The 17,358-nt window shown below is 63.3% G+C and carries 11 protein-coding genes; 2 read left to right on the top strand and 9 right to left on the bottom strand.

Features of this window, described 5'->3' with window-relative positions; translation table 11 throughout:
* Positions 1-88: 88 nt before the first annotated feature.
* From RHIZ70P_RS00135 to RHIZ70P_RS00095, 9 genes are all read right to left on the bottom strand, one after another.
* On the bottom strand, positions 89-772 hold the full coding sequence (locus RHIZ70P_RS00135) for a PIG-L deacetylase family protein (RefSeq protein WP_115668361.1): 684 nt from the start codon (positions 770-772) through the stop codon (positions 89-91).
* Positions 772-1,941: a UDP-N-acetylglucosamine 2-epimerase gene (gene neuC / locus RHIZ70P_RS00130; protein WP_115668360.1), complete on the bottom strand. Its 1,170-nt coding sequence runs from the start codon at positions 1,939-1,941 to the stop codon at positions 772-774. Before neuC ends, RHIZ70P_RS00135 begins: the two co-directional genes overlap by 1 nt.
* Before the next feature lie 11 nt (positions 1,942-1,952).
* Entirely contained in the window at positions 1,953-2,894 is a 942-nt protein-coding gene (locus RHIZ70P_RS00125; protein WP_115668359.1) for a GNAT family N-acetyltransferase, read from the bottom strand.
* A 3-nt stretch (positions 2,895-2,897) separates the two neighbouring features.
* Positions 2,898-3,545 carry an acetyltransferase gene (locus RHIZ70P_RS00120; protein ID WP_115668358.1) on the bottom strand — a complete coding sequence of 216 codons (648 nt, stop codon included), beginning with the start codon at positions 3,543-3,545 and terminating at the stop codon, positions 2,898-2,900.
* Positions 3,542-4,591: an N-acetylneuraminate synthase gene (gene neuB / locus RHIZ70P_RS00115; RefSeq protein ID WP_115668357.1), complete on the bottom strand. Its 1,050-nt coding sequence runs from the start codon at positions 4,589-4,591 to the stop codon at positions 3,542-3,544. Before neuB ends, RHIZ70P_RS00120 begins: the two co-directional genes overlap by 4 nt.
* Positions 4,588-7,218 (bottom strand): hypothetical protein, encoded by a 2,631-nt coding sequence (locus tag RHIZ70P_RS00110; protein ID WP_115668356.1) that lies wholly within the window; start codon positions 7,216-7,218, stop codon positions 4,588-4,590. Before RHIZ70P_RS00110 ends, neuB begins: the two co-directional genes overlap by 4 nt.
* Positions 7,219-7,350: 132 nt before the next feature.
* A complete protein-coding gene (locus tag RHIZ70P_RS00105) occupies positions 7,351-8,442 on the bottom strand; it encodes a nucleotidyltransferase family protein (protein WP_210209719.1) in 1,092 nt (363 codons plus the stop codon).
* 274 nt (positions 8,443-8,716) lie between these two features.
* Entirely contained in the window at positions 8,717-10,792 is a 2,076-nt protein-coding gene (locus RHIZ70P_RS00100) for a capsular polysaccharide biosynthesis protein (RefSeq protein ID WP_115668355.1), read from the bottom strand.
* Between the two features lie 185 nt (positions 10,793-10,977).
* Positions 10,978-11,520 (bottom strand): Pycsar system effector family protein, encoded by a 543-nt coding sequence (locus tag RHIZ70P_RS00095; protein WP_115668354.1) that lies wholly within the window; start codon positions 11,518-11,520, stop codon positions 10,978-10,980.
* A gap of 115 nt (positions 11,521-11,635) precedes the next feature.
* Here RHIZ70P_RS00095 and RHIZ70P_RS00090 point away from each other — a divergent pair, with 115 nt between their 5' ends.
* Positions 11,636-15,241 (top strand): FecR domain-containing protein, encoded by a 3,606-nt coding sequence (locus RHIZ70P_RS00090; protein WP_115668353.1) that lies wholly within the window; start codon positions 11,636-11,638, stop codon positions 15,239-15,241.
* Positions 15,241-17,196: an adenylate/guanylate cyclase domain-containing protein gene (locus RHIZ70P_RS00085; RefSeq protein WP_115668352.1), complete on the top strand. Its 1,956-nt coding sequence runs from the start codon at positions 15,241-15,243 to the stop codon at positions 17,194-17,196. Before RHIZ70P_RS00090 ends, RHIZ70P_RS00085 begins: the two co-directional genes overlap by 1 nt.
* Positions 17,197-17,358 lie beyond the last annotated feature (162 nt).

Below are 17,358 nucleotides of genomic sequence, written 5' to 3'. Positions count from 1 at the left end.
GTAACGATCAAAGGCTTAGTGGATGCCTCGATGAGTGGCAAGGTTTAGGCGAGGCGGACAGGCGCTGGTCCCGCCGCAAAGCATTGTTTCAGAATCGGCCGCGCAACAGCATGAAGGCCTCCGCCGCTTTCGTTCCCGATGCCGCTCCCCGTGTCATCGCCAGCGCCCGGATGGCCTCAAGGCTGCGGGGGAAGGGGAATTCGCCGATCTCGTCATTGAACATCTTGGTGATGCGCAGCTTCTCCTCCAACTGTTCGCTGATATCGACGAAGATGTTCGGAAGGAACGGATCCGCGGCAAATAGACCCGCATCGGTTTCGGACAGTGTCTCGTAGACCAGCGTCCAGCGCACCGAAGGGTAACGGAACCATTTTGCGCAGGCCGTCGCCGCCGCATGGACCACGTGGTGGTCCGAATGGGCATCGCCGCGATGCGGAACGAGGATGATCTCCGGTTTGACGGTGTTGACGACCTTGCCGATGCCGCCGATCACCTCGCCGAGGGCAAGGGTTTCGAGCTTGGCGGACGGCAGGTCGAGGCGGTGGACGCCGGCAAAGCCGAAGGCCTTTGCAACTGCGTCGATCTCGGTTTCGCGACGAGCGACCTTCTCGGCCGGCCAGCCCTGTTCCGTGGTGATGCCGGTGACGATCAGCCAGTGGATCGGACGTCCGGCCGCGCGGGCGCGCAGCAGGAGGCCACCGGCACCGAGTGTCTCGTCGTCCGGATGAGGGGCAATGACCAGGATCGGTCCATTTCCGCTTTCCAACAGCATTATCGTACTCCCTGAGCCCATTTCTTATCGAGCAGGCCACGGCCCATCTCGACAGTGCGCAAGACCTCGGCAATCCGCTGCCCGGCCTTGCCGTCGCCATAAGGCGTGCGCCGCTGCGCCACCAGGGCGCGGAAACCTTCGTCCGTCGTGGCCCTGGCAATGGCCGCGGCGATTTCGCCGGCATCGTAGTCAGTGAAGATCACATTGTCGCCGTGCTCGCGCCCTCTCTGGCGGATGCCGATATTGACCACCGGCAGGCCCATGCTGGGCGCTTCCAGGATGCCGGCGGACGAATTGCCCACCATCACGCGCGCATGGCGCAGCATGTTGATGAAGACCTTGCGTTCGAGGAAGGTGAAGGCCTTCGCCTTCGGGCAGCGGGCAATCAGCGCGTCGATCTCCAGGGTGATCGCCTGGTTGCCGGGGTCGGAGTTCGGGGCCATGACCGCGATGTTCAGGCCGCTCGCCTCGAGCACGCGCGTGATCGACGCCATATGTGCCCGCGCTTCGGCAAAGTCGGTGATCGTCGGGTGGTAGAGCAGCACCGCATAGGGTTCGCCGTGCCAGTCGACGCCGAGCGCCGTCTCAAGCTCGTCACGCGCCATGTCCGGGGTGGCGATGATGCGGTCGAGGCCGGAGGCGCCGGTGACGTGGATGCGCCACGGCTCTTCTCCGAGCTGCCGCAGGCGCTGGCCGCTGAGTTCAGTCGTGGCCATGTGAAGATGGGCCATCTTCGACACGGCGTGGCGGACCAGATTGTCGACGTTGCCGTCGTCGGCATGGTCGCCGCCGCCGACATGGACGACCGGGATGTGATGATAGATGGCCGCCACGGCGCCGGTCATCACCTCTTCGCGGTCGCCCATGACGACGAGGAAGTCCGGACGCTCGCGGGCGAACAGGTCGGTCAGGCCGGCCAGTTGCAGGGCCATGCCCTTCACCCGCCCGCCCAGGCCATCGGAGGCGAGCAGCGAATCGATGCGGGCGGCGATGCGATAGCCGTCGGCCTCGATCTGGCGGACGGATTGGCCGTGCAGTCCGGTCAAGTGCGCTCCGGTGACGATCACGCCGGCATCGAGATCCGGTTGCGCGTCGACCGCCGCGATGATCGGTGCGAGGATGTCGTATTCGGAGCGAATTCCGGTCAGGAAATGGACTGTTCTTGTCATATTGCTTTCGTTCAATAGAGATCGGAATCCAGCATGGAGAGGCGCCAGAGGCGGCCGTCGGTCAGGTCGGCGGGAAGGGGCGTGAAGGTTCTGCCGCCGAAATAGGTGACGGGCGCCGACGCCTTGAAGCCGGCCATTTCGAGCGGCAGGCGATGCAGGTCGTTGGGCAGGCACCAGGTGGCGATGCGCGTGCGGTCGGAGGCGGCCGCATCCGCGGCAACGGTGTTGATCAGCGCACGGGCCGCGGCCCCGCTTGCGGCGCGCAGTTCCACGAGATCGAGCATGTCCGCGCCATAGGCCTTGGTCAGCGCATAACCGGCAATCTCGTCGCCCTCCTCCAGCACGTAACGCCTATAGGTGTTGTCGGGATTGCGATCGATCCGCCAGGCCAGGATGTCGCTGTCGCGGTGCGGTGCGATCGGCAGGTCGGGGGCGACCTTGGCGAAGAACCGTCCGAACCGTGCGTCGATGTGCTCGGCGATGCGGACGGCGGGGTCAGGTTGAGCCGGATGACGCAGCGAAGCCATGTCGAGCGTCAGGGTCGGGACTTCGTAACTGTCATACCAGCCGGCCCGCATGATGCGCAGGGCATGGACGGCCGGGTTGGGAAAGCCGTAGACCGCCGATATCCCTTGCTCGGGAAGCGTGGCGTAAAGCGCTTCGGCGGTTTTTTCAAACAGACGCCGGCCCCGCCAGTCCGGATGGGTCATCGTCGTCATGGAGAGAGCGGCAGGGTGGTGTTCCCCATGAAGACTCAATGGCGCGCGGCTCGCCGCATAGTGACCAACGAGCGTGCCTTCGGCGAAAGCGAGCATGACGAGCGGGCCGCCGGCCGGGTGGTCGAGGAAGCGCCACCGCCAGAATTCAAGGCTCATCGGGCGGCCGAAGACGACCTCGAACAGGGCCGTAATCGCCGGCTCATCCCCGCTTCGGTAGGGTCGAAACTCAAACATCCTCTACTCCGCTATCGGGGCGACCTGCGACCGCCGCGAGGCCTTGAGTTGGGTCCCCTCGCTGAGGTCGTTGACGACAGTGGTTCCGGCACCGACAAAGGCGCCCCTGCCAATGTGAATGCCGGGGACCAGGACGGCGCCCGCGCCAACAAATGCGTGGTCTCCGACGTGGACGGCGCCACACAGCACCGCCCCGGGCGCGATCATCGAGCCGGCTCCGATCGTGCAGTCATGGTCCACTTGCGCCCCGGTATTGATGATCGCCGCGGGACCGACCACGCTGTCGGCCTGGATGATGGCGCCGGCCATCACGACGGCACCTGCTTCGATCCGTGCCGAGGGCGAGACGATCGCGCTCGGATGGATCAACGAAGGCACACGCGCGCCGGCTGCGGCAAGCCGCACGAATTCGCGCCAGCGGATCTCGCCCTCGCCGATCGCCGGAAACAGGTCGTTTTGCTCTAGCCAAGAAGGATCTGCGGTTAGATCGGCGCCATCGCCGAGCAGCGGCGCGCCGAGGTTTTCCTCACCGCGATCGTTGCGCGGCGCAAGGAAGCCGGCGATTTGCCAGCCTGCCGCTCGGGCGAGTTCGGCGATGACCTTCGCGTGGCCGCCGGCTCCCAGCAGGATCAGTCGGTTCGCTCGGGTCATTCCAGATCCTCGAGCGCGAGCAAGGTATTCTCGGCGATGTCGCGGCGAAGCGTGCGACCGACGACCAGTCCCTCCATCCGCGGGGGCAGGCCGGTGCCGGGACGCAGCAGCGTGAGATCCTCGGCCGTGAGCCTGTGGCCGGCCGCGAGATTGCGGGAAACGGCGACGCTGCGCCGGCCGAGCTGCCGCGCCGAGGCTTCGCAGGGCTGGGGCGCTTTCACCGGGCTGCCGAGCGCCTGTTCGACGCTGCGGATGCCGGCGACCATCGCGGCGAATTCGGCCGGTTCCAGGGACGCCTTGTGGTCAGGGCCGGGCAGGTTGCGGTCAAGCGTCATGTGCTTTTCGATGACGCAGGCGCCGAGCGCTACGGCGGCGATCGAAACGGCAATCCCGTCCGAGTGGTCGGAATAGCCCACGGGCAGTCCGGTCACGTCGGCAAGGGCGGGGATGACGCGGAGGTTGAGCTCGTCGGACGGTGCCGGATAACAGCTCGTGCAGTGCAGGAGCGCGATATCCTCGCTGCCGGCCTTGCGCAGCGTCTCCACGCCGAAGGCAACCTCCTCGAGGTCGCACATGCCGGTGGAGAGGATGACCGGGCGCCGCTTGGCGCCCATATGTGCCAGGTAGGACTGGGAAATGCAGTCGGGCGAGGGCACCTTGAACGCGGGCACCTCAAGCCGGTCGAGCATGTCGATGCTCTCCACGTCGAAAGGCGAGGAGAGGAAGATGATGCCTTCCGCACGGCACTGCGCGAGGAGGACGAGATGGGCCTCTTCGCTGAGTTCCAGCGCGGCGAGCATGGCGTGCTGATCGGTCAGGTTGGTATTGGCCTTCTGATAGGCGGCCGTCGGCGTGGCGCGCACCACAAGCCGGTCCGCCCGGAACGTCTGAAACTTCACCGCATCGGCACCGGCGTCGCGCGCCGCGGTGACGAGCTTTGCCGCGAGCTCCGGATCGCCGTTATGGTTCACGCCGATCTCGGCGATGATGAAGCAAGGGTGGTTCCGGCCTATGCTTCTATCCGCGATGGAAAATGACTTGTTCATACCAGATACTCTTGGAAAGGGGCGGTTACGAAAAGGGAGGCAGGCAGGTCCTCGTGGCGGCGGATGCCTTCGGGGCCCTTGGCAATAACGTCCCCGATGATAGTGGTCAGGCGATCGAAGGTCGAATTGTCGAACAGGTGGGGATTCTTCGCCATGAAGTCCTTTGCGCCGGACTTGGCATCTCTGCCCAAGGTCATGGCCTCGAGGATGGCGTTCTTCGTCTCCTGCTCGGTGCCGCAAAAAGGAATGCCGAGGATTTTGTCGTATTCCGTGGGATAGACAACCCCGGCCCTGCCGACGATCGCCACGTTACGCTCCAGCACTACCGCTTCCAAGGCTGTGACGCTGTAGGCCGTAAGCACAAGTTCGCTGGCGATCAGCAGGTCCTTGATGTCGACGTCGGCCACGAAGCACACTTGCGTGGCATTTTCCTCCATAATGACGTGACGGTAGCGATCGACGTGGCCGGAGCCTTCCTCGGGATGGGTTTTCAGAATGACACGCACCGGCATGTCCAGTGCCATGACGGCACGGATTATCATCCTCCAGACTGCAAGGATGTGATCTGCAGGCATTGGCTGGGTCGGCACCGCGATCACCGGTGGATCACCCTCATGCAGGCCTATCCGCCGACGTGCCTCCCTACGCGAGGCGATTGGGTCATAACCGAGAGGCCGCAGGATTCGAGGTGAGCCAAACGGGTAGCAGCGATTCTTGGGTATGCCAAAGTACCGGTCATACTCCTCTGTATAATAGTCGGAATAGACTGCTGCATAGTCGCTGAGGACCGTGCCGTAACGGCAATAAGCGGCATTCAGGCAATGAGGCTCGACGGCGATAGTCGGTATTCCGGCTTCGCGCGCCAGCGTGGTGAACTGCGCATTGCGCGGGGTCCGCACGGGGGAGATCGCGATGGCAGAGTAATTCTGCTGCTCGAGGAGCGCCGCAATAGCGCGAGCGTTCCCCATAACGTTCAAAATCGCCTGCGCCAGGCCGTCCGTGAGCATGAAATCAATTGCCGAAGACACCGCATGATCGTGCTGGTTGGCCCAGAGCAGCGCCTTTACCGTGTCGTCTACCACTACATTGAACTGGTCGGAGAAGGCCTTTGTGGCCGCCCGGTCGGGGGCCGGGGCTGCCAGCTTCAGATAGCCCGGCTGACGGCCTTTTGCGGCCGTCGCCAGAAATGGGTCCTTCTGTGCTGACGCCAGAGATTTCTGCAGGCCGGTCGCGCTTCCCAGAGTGAGGATGACGTCGACATTGTAGCGGGCGTGAAGATGCGTTGCCATCTGGAACGCGGTTGGGCCATAGGCGCGGCCCTCTTGCGCAATGAACGCAATTGTCTGGCGATTCGGCATATGACTCGGCGTCGTGGGTGCCGAGACCTTGCTTGCTGCCTCCAAATATTGCCTGACGGTTTCCGGCGCGGAGTGATGAGCATCCGGTCTTGCACTTTCTTTCAGAGAGGCAATATGCGCAAGGATCGGCGCTGAACTCCCGACAGACGCGTGTCGTCGCATTTCAGAAACGCGCGAGGCGAATTTTGTCACGGTTTTAATCTTGCGGGATCGGCAGCAGCCCGTGATACGCGGATCTCGCCAAAGCGTGGCGTCCGAATAGAACAATCGGTAAAGCTCAAACCCGTCACCGAATGATACGATCACACGGTCAAAACTCGGATCGCGCACAGCCCGATAGACACCCTCAAGGCGCAATGCCTTGAAGAAGAGCTTGTCAGCGAGGTCTAGTGTCAGATCCTTGCCGAAGCCCTTAAGAGCCGGAACAAGTTCGCCTAGCCAAGGCGTGTTCGCGATGAAATTGTTGCTCAATGCCTCCGCCGCGCCAAGGGTCTTCTGGTGAAGCTCGAAATACCGTTGGTGGAAACGGTCCACGCGAGAGCGAGCGTGCTCTACGATGATTTCGCAGCCCGGAATTTCGGCCTGAATGGCGCTGAGGTCGATCCGCCCGTATAGATCCCGGTATTGCAGCAGGGTGATCTTTTCCGCTCCGACCGCAAGGCTCCTGATCGCCGCCGGCGACAGTTCTTCATCCATGATGATGAGGCGGCTCTTGCTCGGCTGCGGCTTCAGGTCCTTCACGCTACTCAGGCCGGGGCCAGGGGTCCCGGTCTCGAAGAGCGGCCTGGGGGTCAGGGAGAGAAGCAAGGATGGCCAGTCCACCGATGAATTGACGCGAGCGTCATTCATGTGCTCGGCGATCACCTTGAGTGCAAGTTCGATGTCGCCACGATCGAGAAGGGTGGAAACCAGCGCCACCGATGCATCGGCGCTCTTGGCGGCGGTCTTCATGATAGCGGGTAGGGATGCTGCGACCTTGTCGGTGCCGGGGCGATTGGCCGCCGTGCCCACCAGAAGATTGCTGTAGTCCTGAACTCTCGGCCGGGCGGACAGATAGTCGAATGCGAAGGCGTCGGCCGCATCCTGCCCTTTGCGCGACCTGATCTGCTCATGGAACCAGAGAATGCGGGCCTGCGTCCTGCGGACGATCGGAGAATGAATGAAATAGCGTCCTGCTGCCTTGGCCCCCAGCAGCGCCAGTAGGATTGTCAGGGAGAAGCGGGAAAACTTTCGTTCGATCACGCCCAGGTAGTCGACAATTGATTTCAACACCGGCCTCCTTCTCGAAAAAATGCCCGCGCAGTTCCGCACCGGGTTACATCGGTAGTCGCAAACAGCCGAAACTCAGGGCCCGGATCTCCTGCCGGGCTTGCATCTCGGCGCGGTCGCGGCCGTTCAGCCTCAATAACTGGAAATTTTCGAAATCTCCCGACGCGCCCGCTCCAGGTCGGCAACCTGGCCGATGTCGCACCAGTATTCCCGCAACGGGAATACGGCCGCAGCGCTCGGATCTTTCTGCATGAGGCTGTCGAAAAGCGAAGGCATGTCGAAATAGCCGCTGTCGGGAAGCAGATCCAGAATAGCCGTGTCCAGCACGTAGATGCCACTGTTCACGTAGTGGCGATGCATCGGCTTTTCCTCGATGCCGACAAAGCGCCCGCCGGCTTGCGCAACCACGCCGTAAGGCACCTGGACGGTATATTCGCGCAGGCACATGGTCGCGTCGACGCCCGTCTCCAGATGATAGTTGGCTATGGCCGCAAAATTGGCGGCGGTCAGGAGATCGCCGTTCATGACGAAGAACGGGCCCTCGAGATCCCTTGGAAGCAGGCGAAGGCTGCCGGCAGTCCCCAGACGTTCCGTCTCTTCAAGGTAGACGATTTGCGCGCCGAAGGCTCGCCCGTCGCCGAAATGCTCCTTGATCACATGGGAAAGGTAATTGACGGAAATGTAGAACCGGTTGAAGCCCTGGCTGACGAACCGCCGGATGATGTGTTCGAGGATCGGTCGCCCGCCGACATCGATCATCGGCTTGGGAATGTTGTCGGTAAACGGCCGCAGGCGTGTGCCAAGCCCGCCGGCCATCAGCACGACCGGCAGTTCGTGGCTGAACGGGTTGGCGACGAGATCCTCGGTGCGGTAGAGGCCGACGACGAAGCCGCCCTCGTCAACCACCGGAAGACGCGTGATGCGCTCGTGACTCAACAGGGTCCTGGCGAGTTCTTCCCGGCTTGCCGTGCGTCTGCAGACGGTCGGCTTGTGGTTGAGGATCTGCGATACCTTGCCCGAAAGATCGACCCCCCTCAGGATCGCCCTGCGGATGTCGCCATCGGTTACCACGCCTAGAAGGCGTCCATCGTCATCGACGGCGATGGCAATCTGTTGCGCGCCGGCATCGATGACGCGGATGGCATCCAGGATGCTCGCTTCCGGTCTGACCAGAAGCGGCTCTGCCGGGTGCAGGACCGGCTTCAGAGACAAATCATCGTGCATTGGCATCCTCTGGCAAATGTTCATTTTGCTCCGTCGCGACCAGCGGGGGGAATACCCCTTCTCAAATCAACCGAACAATTACAACCGCCGACATTGGTTCTCATTCACATTTTTAAGCGAGGAACCGGACAGCCGAGTTGCGCGGCCTCGGGTGACGCTTCATCATCGCCAACGTCGTTTCCAAAAGAAACACTTTGATGACAAACGGAAATGAAACTTCAGCTTCTTGTATATTTCTAATTTGCGATCCTCTGGGGTCAAGCTATTCCTGTGCCTACCGCCATGTCCATGATCCGGTGATGAGGCGAATCTTGCGTAGCTGTCTCACCCAATGGCTGAGCATATCGCTGCGTCTGTTGTCCAAATTTGGGCGGAACTCCATGATCCTGTGCAGCGTCGCTTCGCAGGTGGCGTAGGTTTTGAGCTCCCAGTCCCAGTAGGCTGGGTATTTCAGCAGCGTGCCGGCGACCAGTTCGTCAAGGGAGAGCTTGCGCGAGCGGCGTTTAAATGCCTCCGCGCCGGTCATGTCCTCGGTGAGGCCCCAGCCGGCGTAGAACGGCACGCCGTGGACGATGACGCGTTTGCCGCGCAGAAGCGCGTCGTAGCCGGTCAGCGAGGTCATGGTGTGGATCACGTCGCTGGCCTCGATACAGCCGATCACCGAGTGTCGGGTTTCAACATGGTCAGCAAGCGCCGCCGTCAGGCTCGGTGCGACATGGCCATTGCGATTGCCAGATGCAACGTCGGGATGCGGCTTGTAGACGATAAAGGCTTCCGGATGGGCGGCCCGCGCGGCGGCCAGAAGCTCCGCATTGGTCCGGATGCCGGGACAGCCGTAGCGGATCGAAGCATCATCCTCGACCTGGCCGGGCACCAGAACCACCAGACGTTCGCTTCGTCTCCAGTCTGGCGTGTCCGGCGCGCCGACATTGTATTTCGTGATGCTGTTGTCAACGATGGTCCGGCGAAGCCTGGCCGCACGTGCAAGGTCGCTCTGGGTGAATTCACCCGCGTTCAGGATGTCTTCCAGATCGGAAGGGCGGCCCGGGTCGAAATAGATGCCGCGCGAATCCAGCACGATCGAAAACGGCCTGATGAAATCGGAACCGAGACCGACCGAGCGGATGAAGCCGTCCTCCATGTGCAAGATCCGTGCCCCCGTTTGCGCCGCAAGGGCCTCGAGACCGGCGGGAAGGTCCCGGCCCCATATGACCAGGCAGTCGGTTTCTTGCGGCCCGAGCGCGCGTGCGGCCGCCAGGTTGGCGACGAAATGCACGCGGTCCTGATGGAGTGACAGCAGCGGGCGCAGCGCAGCGGCCTTCCAGCGGCGGAAGCCGAGGCAGATCATGCGCCCGGAATGGCGCGCTGCCATCCGTTTCTGCAGGATGAGCCAGTCGATCACGTCGAAGATGGAGCCGCGCGTCCGGGTAACGGGATCGAGATAGGTCGTGTAGTGGAAATAGGCCGCGGCAAACAGTTCGTCGATCGTCCGATGCCGGGTGCGGCGCTCGCAGCGCTGTCGGTCATCGGTCACACCCCAGCCGGCATACCAGGGCAATCCGAAGACGGTGACCGGCTTGCCTGCGAGCAGGGCCTCGAAACCCATGGTGGAGGTCACCGTGTAGACGCCGTCCATCGTCTCGATCAGGCTGATCGGATTGATCGGGTGGCGCAGCAGGACGGTGCGCTCGTCGTCAAGGATGTGGCTGAGATAGCCGCGCTTCCGGCCGGAACTGACTTCAGGATGGGTTTTGACGTAGATGGTCGCGTCGGGGTTTTCAGCCCGCGCTGCGGCGAGCATCGCCTCGAAGGTCTCCGGTCCGGCCCCGCCCATCGCGACGCTGTTGTCGCCTGCCGTCTGGTCGATGACGAGGACACGCCGGATGTCGTCCTTCCGGAGGACTTCTTCATCGAGATCGGGCGCGTGATTATACTTGCTCAATCGGTGTTCGAGGATCAGGCTCCTGGCTCTTTCGACATCCGCTTCCAGACCGGCAATCAGGTCGACCTCGGAATTCAGGAGCTTCTCCAGCGAAGATGGTCGGCGGCTGTCATAATAGATGCCCTCCTCATCCCGCACGATGGAAAGAGGTGGTGAGTTCTGTCCGGCGAAGTAGGAGCGCAGGAAGCCGTCCTCGAGGAAAAGGGCAGGGACATCCAGGCGGGCGGCGATCTGCGCCGCGCTCAGACCACTTGGCTTGGTCCCCCAGCCGGCAACGGCAACGAGATCCGCCGCCGCCGAGCGAGACGAGACGCGACAGACCTGGGCGCCAAGAAACACGTCGATAAAGGGAATTGACAGAATGCCGCTCGACGTGACGCCGATCTTGCCTGTCGCGGATGATTTCATGAACTGCGTTCCACATCCCATTTGCGGCGACCGGCACCGAAAACCTGAAGGGAGCCCGCTGCATGCGGTTTCCTACGACGACCACTTAATGCTTCGGATCGGTGGCGGCAAGCGCAAGACCGGCGCGCGCGGACCGTCAGCTTACTTGCGAGGATAGGTGCTGCTTCGTTAGGAAATCCATTTCATCACCCGGCAATCAACAGCGCGACATAGATTACCACCGTGGCGATCAGGCCGCGAAAGGCGAAGGACACGAACCTGTACTTCTGTCGGCAGATCAACGACAGCACGTCGGCATTGCGCATGTATTCGTTGAAAAGATAGTTGATGTCGGCCTTTTCCGCAGCCTGTTCGAGCAGCGGCCGGTGATGAGCCCATGTGCCCCAGAACAGCGAGGATGATGTCTTGATGTGCCGGGGCAGCACCACCAGCAAGGCGGACAGGATCGAGAAGGTCGAGGCGAGCGCGAGCATGGCCGAAAGGCCGTTGACGACGATGTCGCGCTCCAGGTAGCGGGCAATGGTGAAGACGTTGCGGACCTCGCTGGAGGTAACCAGAAAGGCCAGCATGAAGGTGAAGATATAGGCGGCCTTCTGGTCGGATATCTTCACCTGATCGTAAAAGACGTCGTTTATCTTCTTGACGTGGTTGAAATATTCCTGATTGACATCGCCGATGGTGATGGGGGTCTCGATCAATTCTGTCGGTGTGGTGTCGAAGTCGCTCAAGGTCCGCCGGCTCCAGTTCTTTCCTGTCTTCCTGTTAATACACTGCTGTTGGAAAGCAAGTCATGTCTCGTGAAGATGCTTGACTCGTCTTCCGGAAATGGCCACTTCTGGGCGCATGTGGGGGCTTTTTACTAGATCCGGTTCCGCAGCCATGGTGCTGCTTGTGGGGGCGAGTTGGCCGTGTTTGCCGGCCCGGGCGGAGCCTGTCGTGCGCGCGGCTGATTCGGTGGCATCCGTTATTGCGCGCAAGGTCGGCGAGGAAGTCCGTTTCATCGACGTGTCGAGCTGGCGCTTCGTCGATCTCCAGCAGGACCTGCTGACCGGCGACGTTCTGCGCACCAATGCAACGGGCCAGTTGGCGATCCTGTTTGCCGACCGCACGCAGATCCGCCTCGGGCGCAATTCATCTCTTCGCGTTCGGCAGATGACGCCCGGCAGCGACGCGGTACTTGAGCTGGAGACCGGAAGCCTCTGGGCGCGCGCCGAGCGCGGCGGACCGGGCGTCGAGGTGGTGACGCCGGCAGCGACCGCGGCGATCCGCGGCACCGACTGGACCATGACGGTGAAGGGGGCCGAGACCTCGCTCACCGTACTCGAGGGCCTGGTCGAACTCAGCAACCCGCAGGGCAGTGTCCAGGTGGCCCAGGGCGAGGCGGCGGCGGCGACGATCGGCCAGGCGCCGCGCAAGATCGTCATTGTCGATTCCGACGACCGCGAGCAGATGCTGTTTTATCTGGCGCCGCGCAATGCTTTCAATTTCATGCCCGCCTCGCCCCTGCCGGTCGCCGACATGCGGCGCCAGGCGGATCGCATCGCGGCCATTCCCACTGACCAGCGCAGCACAGACGACCTGCTGGTTCTCGCCGAGACGCAGCTTTCGCTGGAAGGCCGCGAGGCGGCGAAGGAAACCCTGGCGCTCATTCGCGCCCGGTCATTGTCCGAGGCCGAGCGGGCGCGGGCCGATCTGATCGAGGCGATCATCGCCGCGGCCGAGATGCGCTATGACGAAGCGGAAAAACTCTTCGAACGCGCTGGCCGGAGGCTCGATGCGCGCCGTAGGGATGTCGCCAGCTATGGTCGCTACTATGCCCGTTCGCTGGCCAATCCGAACCGCGCCGAGCCGCAGCCGCGCCCCGCGTCGAGCCCCTATGGCGCGCTGCTCCAGGCCTATGCCGCCGGCTTTCTCAAGGACATCCGCGCGGCGATCGACGTGATCAAGGAGGCCGAGCGGCGCTATCCGGATGATCCGGCGCTTCCGGCCTATCGTGCCCAGCTGGCGCTGCTGCTCAACGACCGCGACCAGGTCCGCGAGGCGATCGACCGTTCTCTGTCGCTCGACCCGTCTGAGCCGACGGCGCTGGAGGCGAGGGCGAACTATCGCGGCGGCTTCGAAAGCGACCTCGACGGGGCGCTTGCCGATCTCCAGGCGGCGGTGAAGATCGCACCGGGCTCGACCTCGATGTGGAACGCGATCGGCGAAATCCAGTCGGCGCGCGGCGACATGCGGGCCGCTGAAGCCGCGCTGAAGAAGGCCATCGCCCTCGATCCGCAGGATCCGGTGTCGCATGGCAATCTGGCCATCCTCTATCTCGACCAGTCGCGGGTGGAAGAGGCTAGGCGCGAACTCGAGCTGGCGCTCGCCGCCGATCCGACCTTCGACATCGCGCTCGTGGCCCGTGGCCGCTACCACATGCAGACCGGCGAACTGGACAAGGCGGTCGACGATCTTCTGGCCGGCACCGTGTCCAACCCCGCCTATGCCCAGGGACAGATCCTGCTCGCCGCCGCGCATTACGAAAAGGGCGACCGTGTGCCCGCCGAGCAGGCGCTCGACAATGCCGAACGCCTGGACGACAACGATCCGGTGATCTCGTCCTTCCGCACGGCGGTTGCGATCGACGACTATGATTCCGAAGGCGCGATCCGCAACGCCCAGGAATTCCTGCGGCGCGCCAAGGCGAGAGGCGGCAATTTCGGCTCGCTGAGCGCCAACCAGGACGCCGGCTCGACGCTGAACAACGCCTTCCGCCTGCAAGGGCTGAACGCCTGGGGCGAATATTACGGCGACGCCGTGTTCAGCCCGTTCGCCGGCAGCGGCTACATTGACCAGACGGTTCGCGGCAGCGCCAATCCCTTCGCCAACAGCTATGCCCATGGCGGCAATATCGTCACCAACGGACAGAACAGCCTCAGCTATTCCTCCTTCATCCAGGGGCTTCTGCTCGACCCGCACATGATTTCGGGGCGCTCCCGGTCGGCGAACCTGATCCGCCGGCCGTTCCTGGAAGGATCGCTCGGCGGTGGTTTCACGCAAGGCAATGGCGACACCGGCTATGTGGCGGAAGGCGAGGTGCAGGGCTTCAGCAATCTCCCGATCCCGGCCAGCTTCTATGGCAATTTCGAGTGGGAGACCGATTTCGACCAGCGCGCGGCCGGTGGCGGAACCGTCGATCTCGACACCGAGGAGCAACTGCTGCGCGGCAATGGCTACGTCACCGCCAGCCCCAGCCCCGCCGACCGCATCGTCGCCTATGGCAATTATGCCAATTCCGATGCGGACCTTTACGCCACCGCCTTGGGCGGTGGCTCAGCCAGCCTGAAAAATCAGTCGGAGCAGACGAATCTCGGCCTCGGTCTCAGCCACACGATCGGCTTCGAGAACGTCGTCAATGCCGCGGTATTCTATAGCGAGCTGACGGCCGACAGCTACGACACGCTTACCATCCCTGGCGTGCCAATGACGTCGGAATCCGCGCAAAAGACCTATGTCGCCGCAGTCAGCCATTCGATCGGCATGGACGATCTCACCTGGCGCTACGGCGTTGAGGGCGGCTTCGTCGAAACCTATAGCCAGGCCTTGATCCTCGGCTTGCCGACAATTGCCGATCCCGACGAGAGTGCCACCTACGGCCGCGTCTATGTCGATCTGCTGCACGAGATCACGCCCGACCTGAAAGCCGAATATGCCCTGTTCGGCACCTTCCTCGATGGCGACGATGACGACGTGGCGCGGCTCGAGCCGCGCGTGGGTGTGGCCTGGGCGCCGTCCGACCAGCACTGGCTGCGCGCCGCCTATTCGCGACAGAGCCTCTATGTTAATACCCCGACGCTCTCCCCGGTCGGCGTGCTCGGCCTGCAGCCGAACGAGATTTCCACCGGGCTCGACGGTTACGTCGACACGGTCGCCCTGCGCTGGGATGCGGAATGGACGCAAGACTTCTTCACCTCGGCCGAGTTCCAGCATCAGGAGATCGAGGAGCCGCGCATCGCCATTCCGCTTTCGGCTGCACCATTCTCGGCCTCCGAAGGCCGGATCGATCGCGGCAGCCTGACGGCAAACCTGCTCATCGGCCATGGTTTCGGCCTGTCCTCGACGCTCGCCTATTCGACGTCCGAGAACGAGGACCCGACCTCGCCAACCTACGGCGGGCCTTTGCCCTTCGTCCCGGACTGGGCGGGGCAGGTGGCGCTGACCTGGGTCAACGAGGCCAATGTCTCGGCGACGCTCGCCGCCAACTATGTCGGCGAACGCGACAGCGACACGGGCGGAGAGCTCGACGACTACTGGACCCTCGATGCCAACCTCACCTGGGAGCCGTTCGACAAGCGTTTCGCGCTCGAACTCGCGGCCTTCAACCTGCTGGACGAGGACTTTGAGGTGAAAAGCGGCGTGCCCGGCTGGGGTCCCACCTACACGGGTTCGCTGAAAGTTCGCTTCTGATGGCTGCCGGATTGCCATCGAGCCTGGCTTCGCGCCCGAGCCTGGGGCGGCGGCGCGTGCAACTGGCCCTGCTCGCGGCCGCGGTCTTCCTGTCGGTAGTGGCACTCACCCGTCTGGCCGGATGGCCGCTGCTGGATGCACGCGCCTTCGACTATCTGTCGACACTGTGGCACGAGCCGCTGCCGGACGAAGGGCCGGTGATCGTTGCCATCGACGAGCCGTCCTTTGCCGACCTCAACGCGCAATGGCCTTGGCCGCGTAGCATTCATGCCCGCCTGGTCACGGCCCTGCGGGCCGCGGGCGCCAGGGTGATCGCGCTCGACATCATCTTCTCCGAGCCGACGACAGCCGCCGAGGACGCCGCGCTGGCTGATGCGCTTGGGCCCGATGTGGTGCTAGCCGGAGACGAGACCCTGATCTCGTCTTCCCAGGCGGATCAATTCGTCCGCACATTGCCGCTTGGCCTGTTCACCGATACGGGGGCCAAGGCCGGCATCGCCTCGATCGCCCTTGGCGGCGACGGCGTGGTCCGTGAACTGCCGAGCCTCGACGACAGTTTCGCCGCCCGGATCGCCGAGACTGCCGGCGTGCCGACAAGACTGCCGGAGAGCGGCACGCTAATGCAGGCCTTCGGCGGTCCGCGAACCTATCCTACCGTGTCCTATTATCAGGCGCTCGACCCGGAAAACCTCCTGCCGCCGGACACGTTTCGCGATCGCGTGGTCATCGTCGGGCTCAGCCTGCAGAACGCGCCGACCGTCACCGGTGGCGGCGCCGATGCCTTCGCCACCCCCTATACCGTCCACACAGGGAGGCTCGTGGCCGGCGCCGAGATCCACGCCACCATCTTCGACAACCTGAAAACGGCAAGCGGCATAGTCACAGCCAGTCCGCGCCAAGCCCTTGTCCTGCTGTTGCTCGCGGCGCTTGGCGCCGTCGCGCTGGTCTTTCGCGGCACCGGATGGATGGCGGTGATCGGCGTTGTGGCGGCCGTTCTCGGTTTCGCAGTGGCAAGCTATCTGACGCTTCGCTTCGGCCGGGTCTTTGCTTCACCGATCGCCCCGTCGCTCGCTTTCGTGGCGATTGCGGCGGGCCAGGCGACGCTTGACTATGCCGCCGAACGGCGCAGCCGCCGGCAGATCACCCAGGCCTTCGGGCAATATCTTTCCCCGGACCTGGTGGCACGACTGGCCGAGGATCCGGGCCAGTTGAAGCTGGGAGGGGAAAAGCGGACACTGTCGGTGCTGTTCTGCGACGTGCGGGGCTTCACCACCATCGCCGAGGGGCTGAAGGACGACCCCGAGCAATTGACACATCTGATCAACCGGCTGCTGACGCCGCTGTCGGATGTGGTTCTCGCCCATGGCGGGACGATCGACAAATATATCGGCGACTGCATCATGGCATTCTGGAACGCACCGCTGGAAAACGAGGCCCATGCCCACGAAGCCGTTGCGGCCGGGCTGGACATGCTGGCCGCCATCGATCGCCTCAATCTCCAACTCGAGGCCGAGGCAAGGGCGGAAGACAAGGTCTTCATGCCGCTGCGCATCGGCATCGGCATCAATACCGGAGAGTGCGTCGTCGGCAACATGGGCTCGACGCGGCGGTTCGACTATTCGGCGCTCGGCGATGCGGTCAACCTCGCCTCGCGGCTGGAGGGCGCCTCGAAGCAGTTCGGCGTTCCCCTTCTGCTTGGGGAAGTGACCGCCGCCCTGGTCGCCGACCGCTTCCCCGTGCTCGAACTCGACCGCATCACGGTCAAAGGACGCAGCATCGGCACGGCGGTCGCGACCGTGCTTCCGGGGACCGACCAGGACGCCCTTGCCCTGCATCGCCGTTTCCTCGCCGCCCGCTACGCCGGCAATGTCCCCGAATGCCGCCAACTCGCCGACAACCTCGCCGAAGCGATCCCGGCGCTTGCCGGCTATTATCGGCAAGGATCGGGGAACTGAGGGGGGGAGGCCACCCGCTATCAGGGCATCGACAGGACGGGTGATCTGCCCCTGCGGCTTGTCTGCGAACCGCTCGGCGATTTTCTGCCGAATTCCTGGGACTGCGGAGGTTGGAGCAGCAGACGCAGTGCGATTGTTTCCTATCGCTTGGCTATGAAGCCA

The sequence above is a fragment of the Paenirhizobium selenitireducens ATCC BAA-1503 genome, from assembly GCF_900492185.1.
Classification (GTDB): domain Bacteria; phylum Pseudomonadota; class Alphaproteobacteria; order Rhizobiales; family Rhizobiaceae; genus Allorhizobium; species Allorhizobium selenitireducens_A.
The sequence above is the reverse complement of the archived record's forward strand: the minus strand, read 5'-3'. Positions and strand labels throughout refer to the sequence as shown.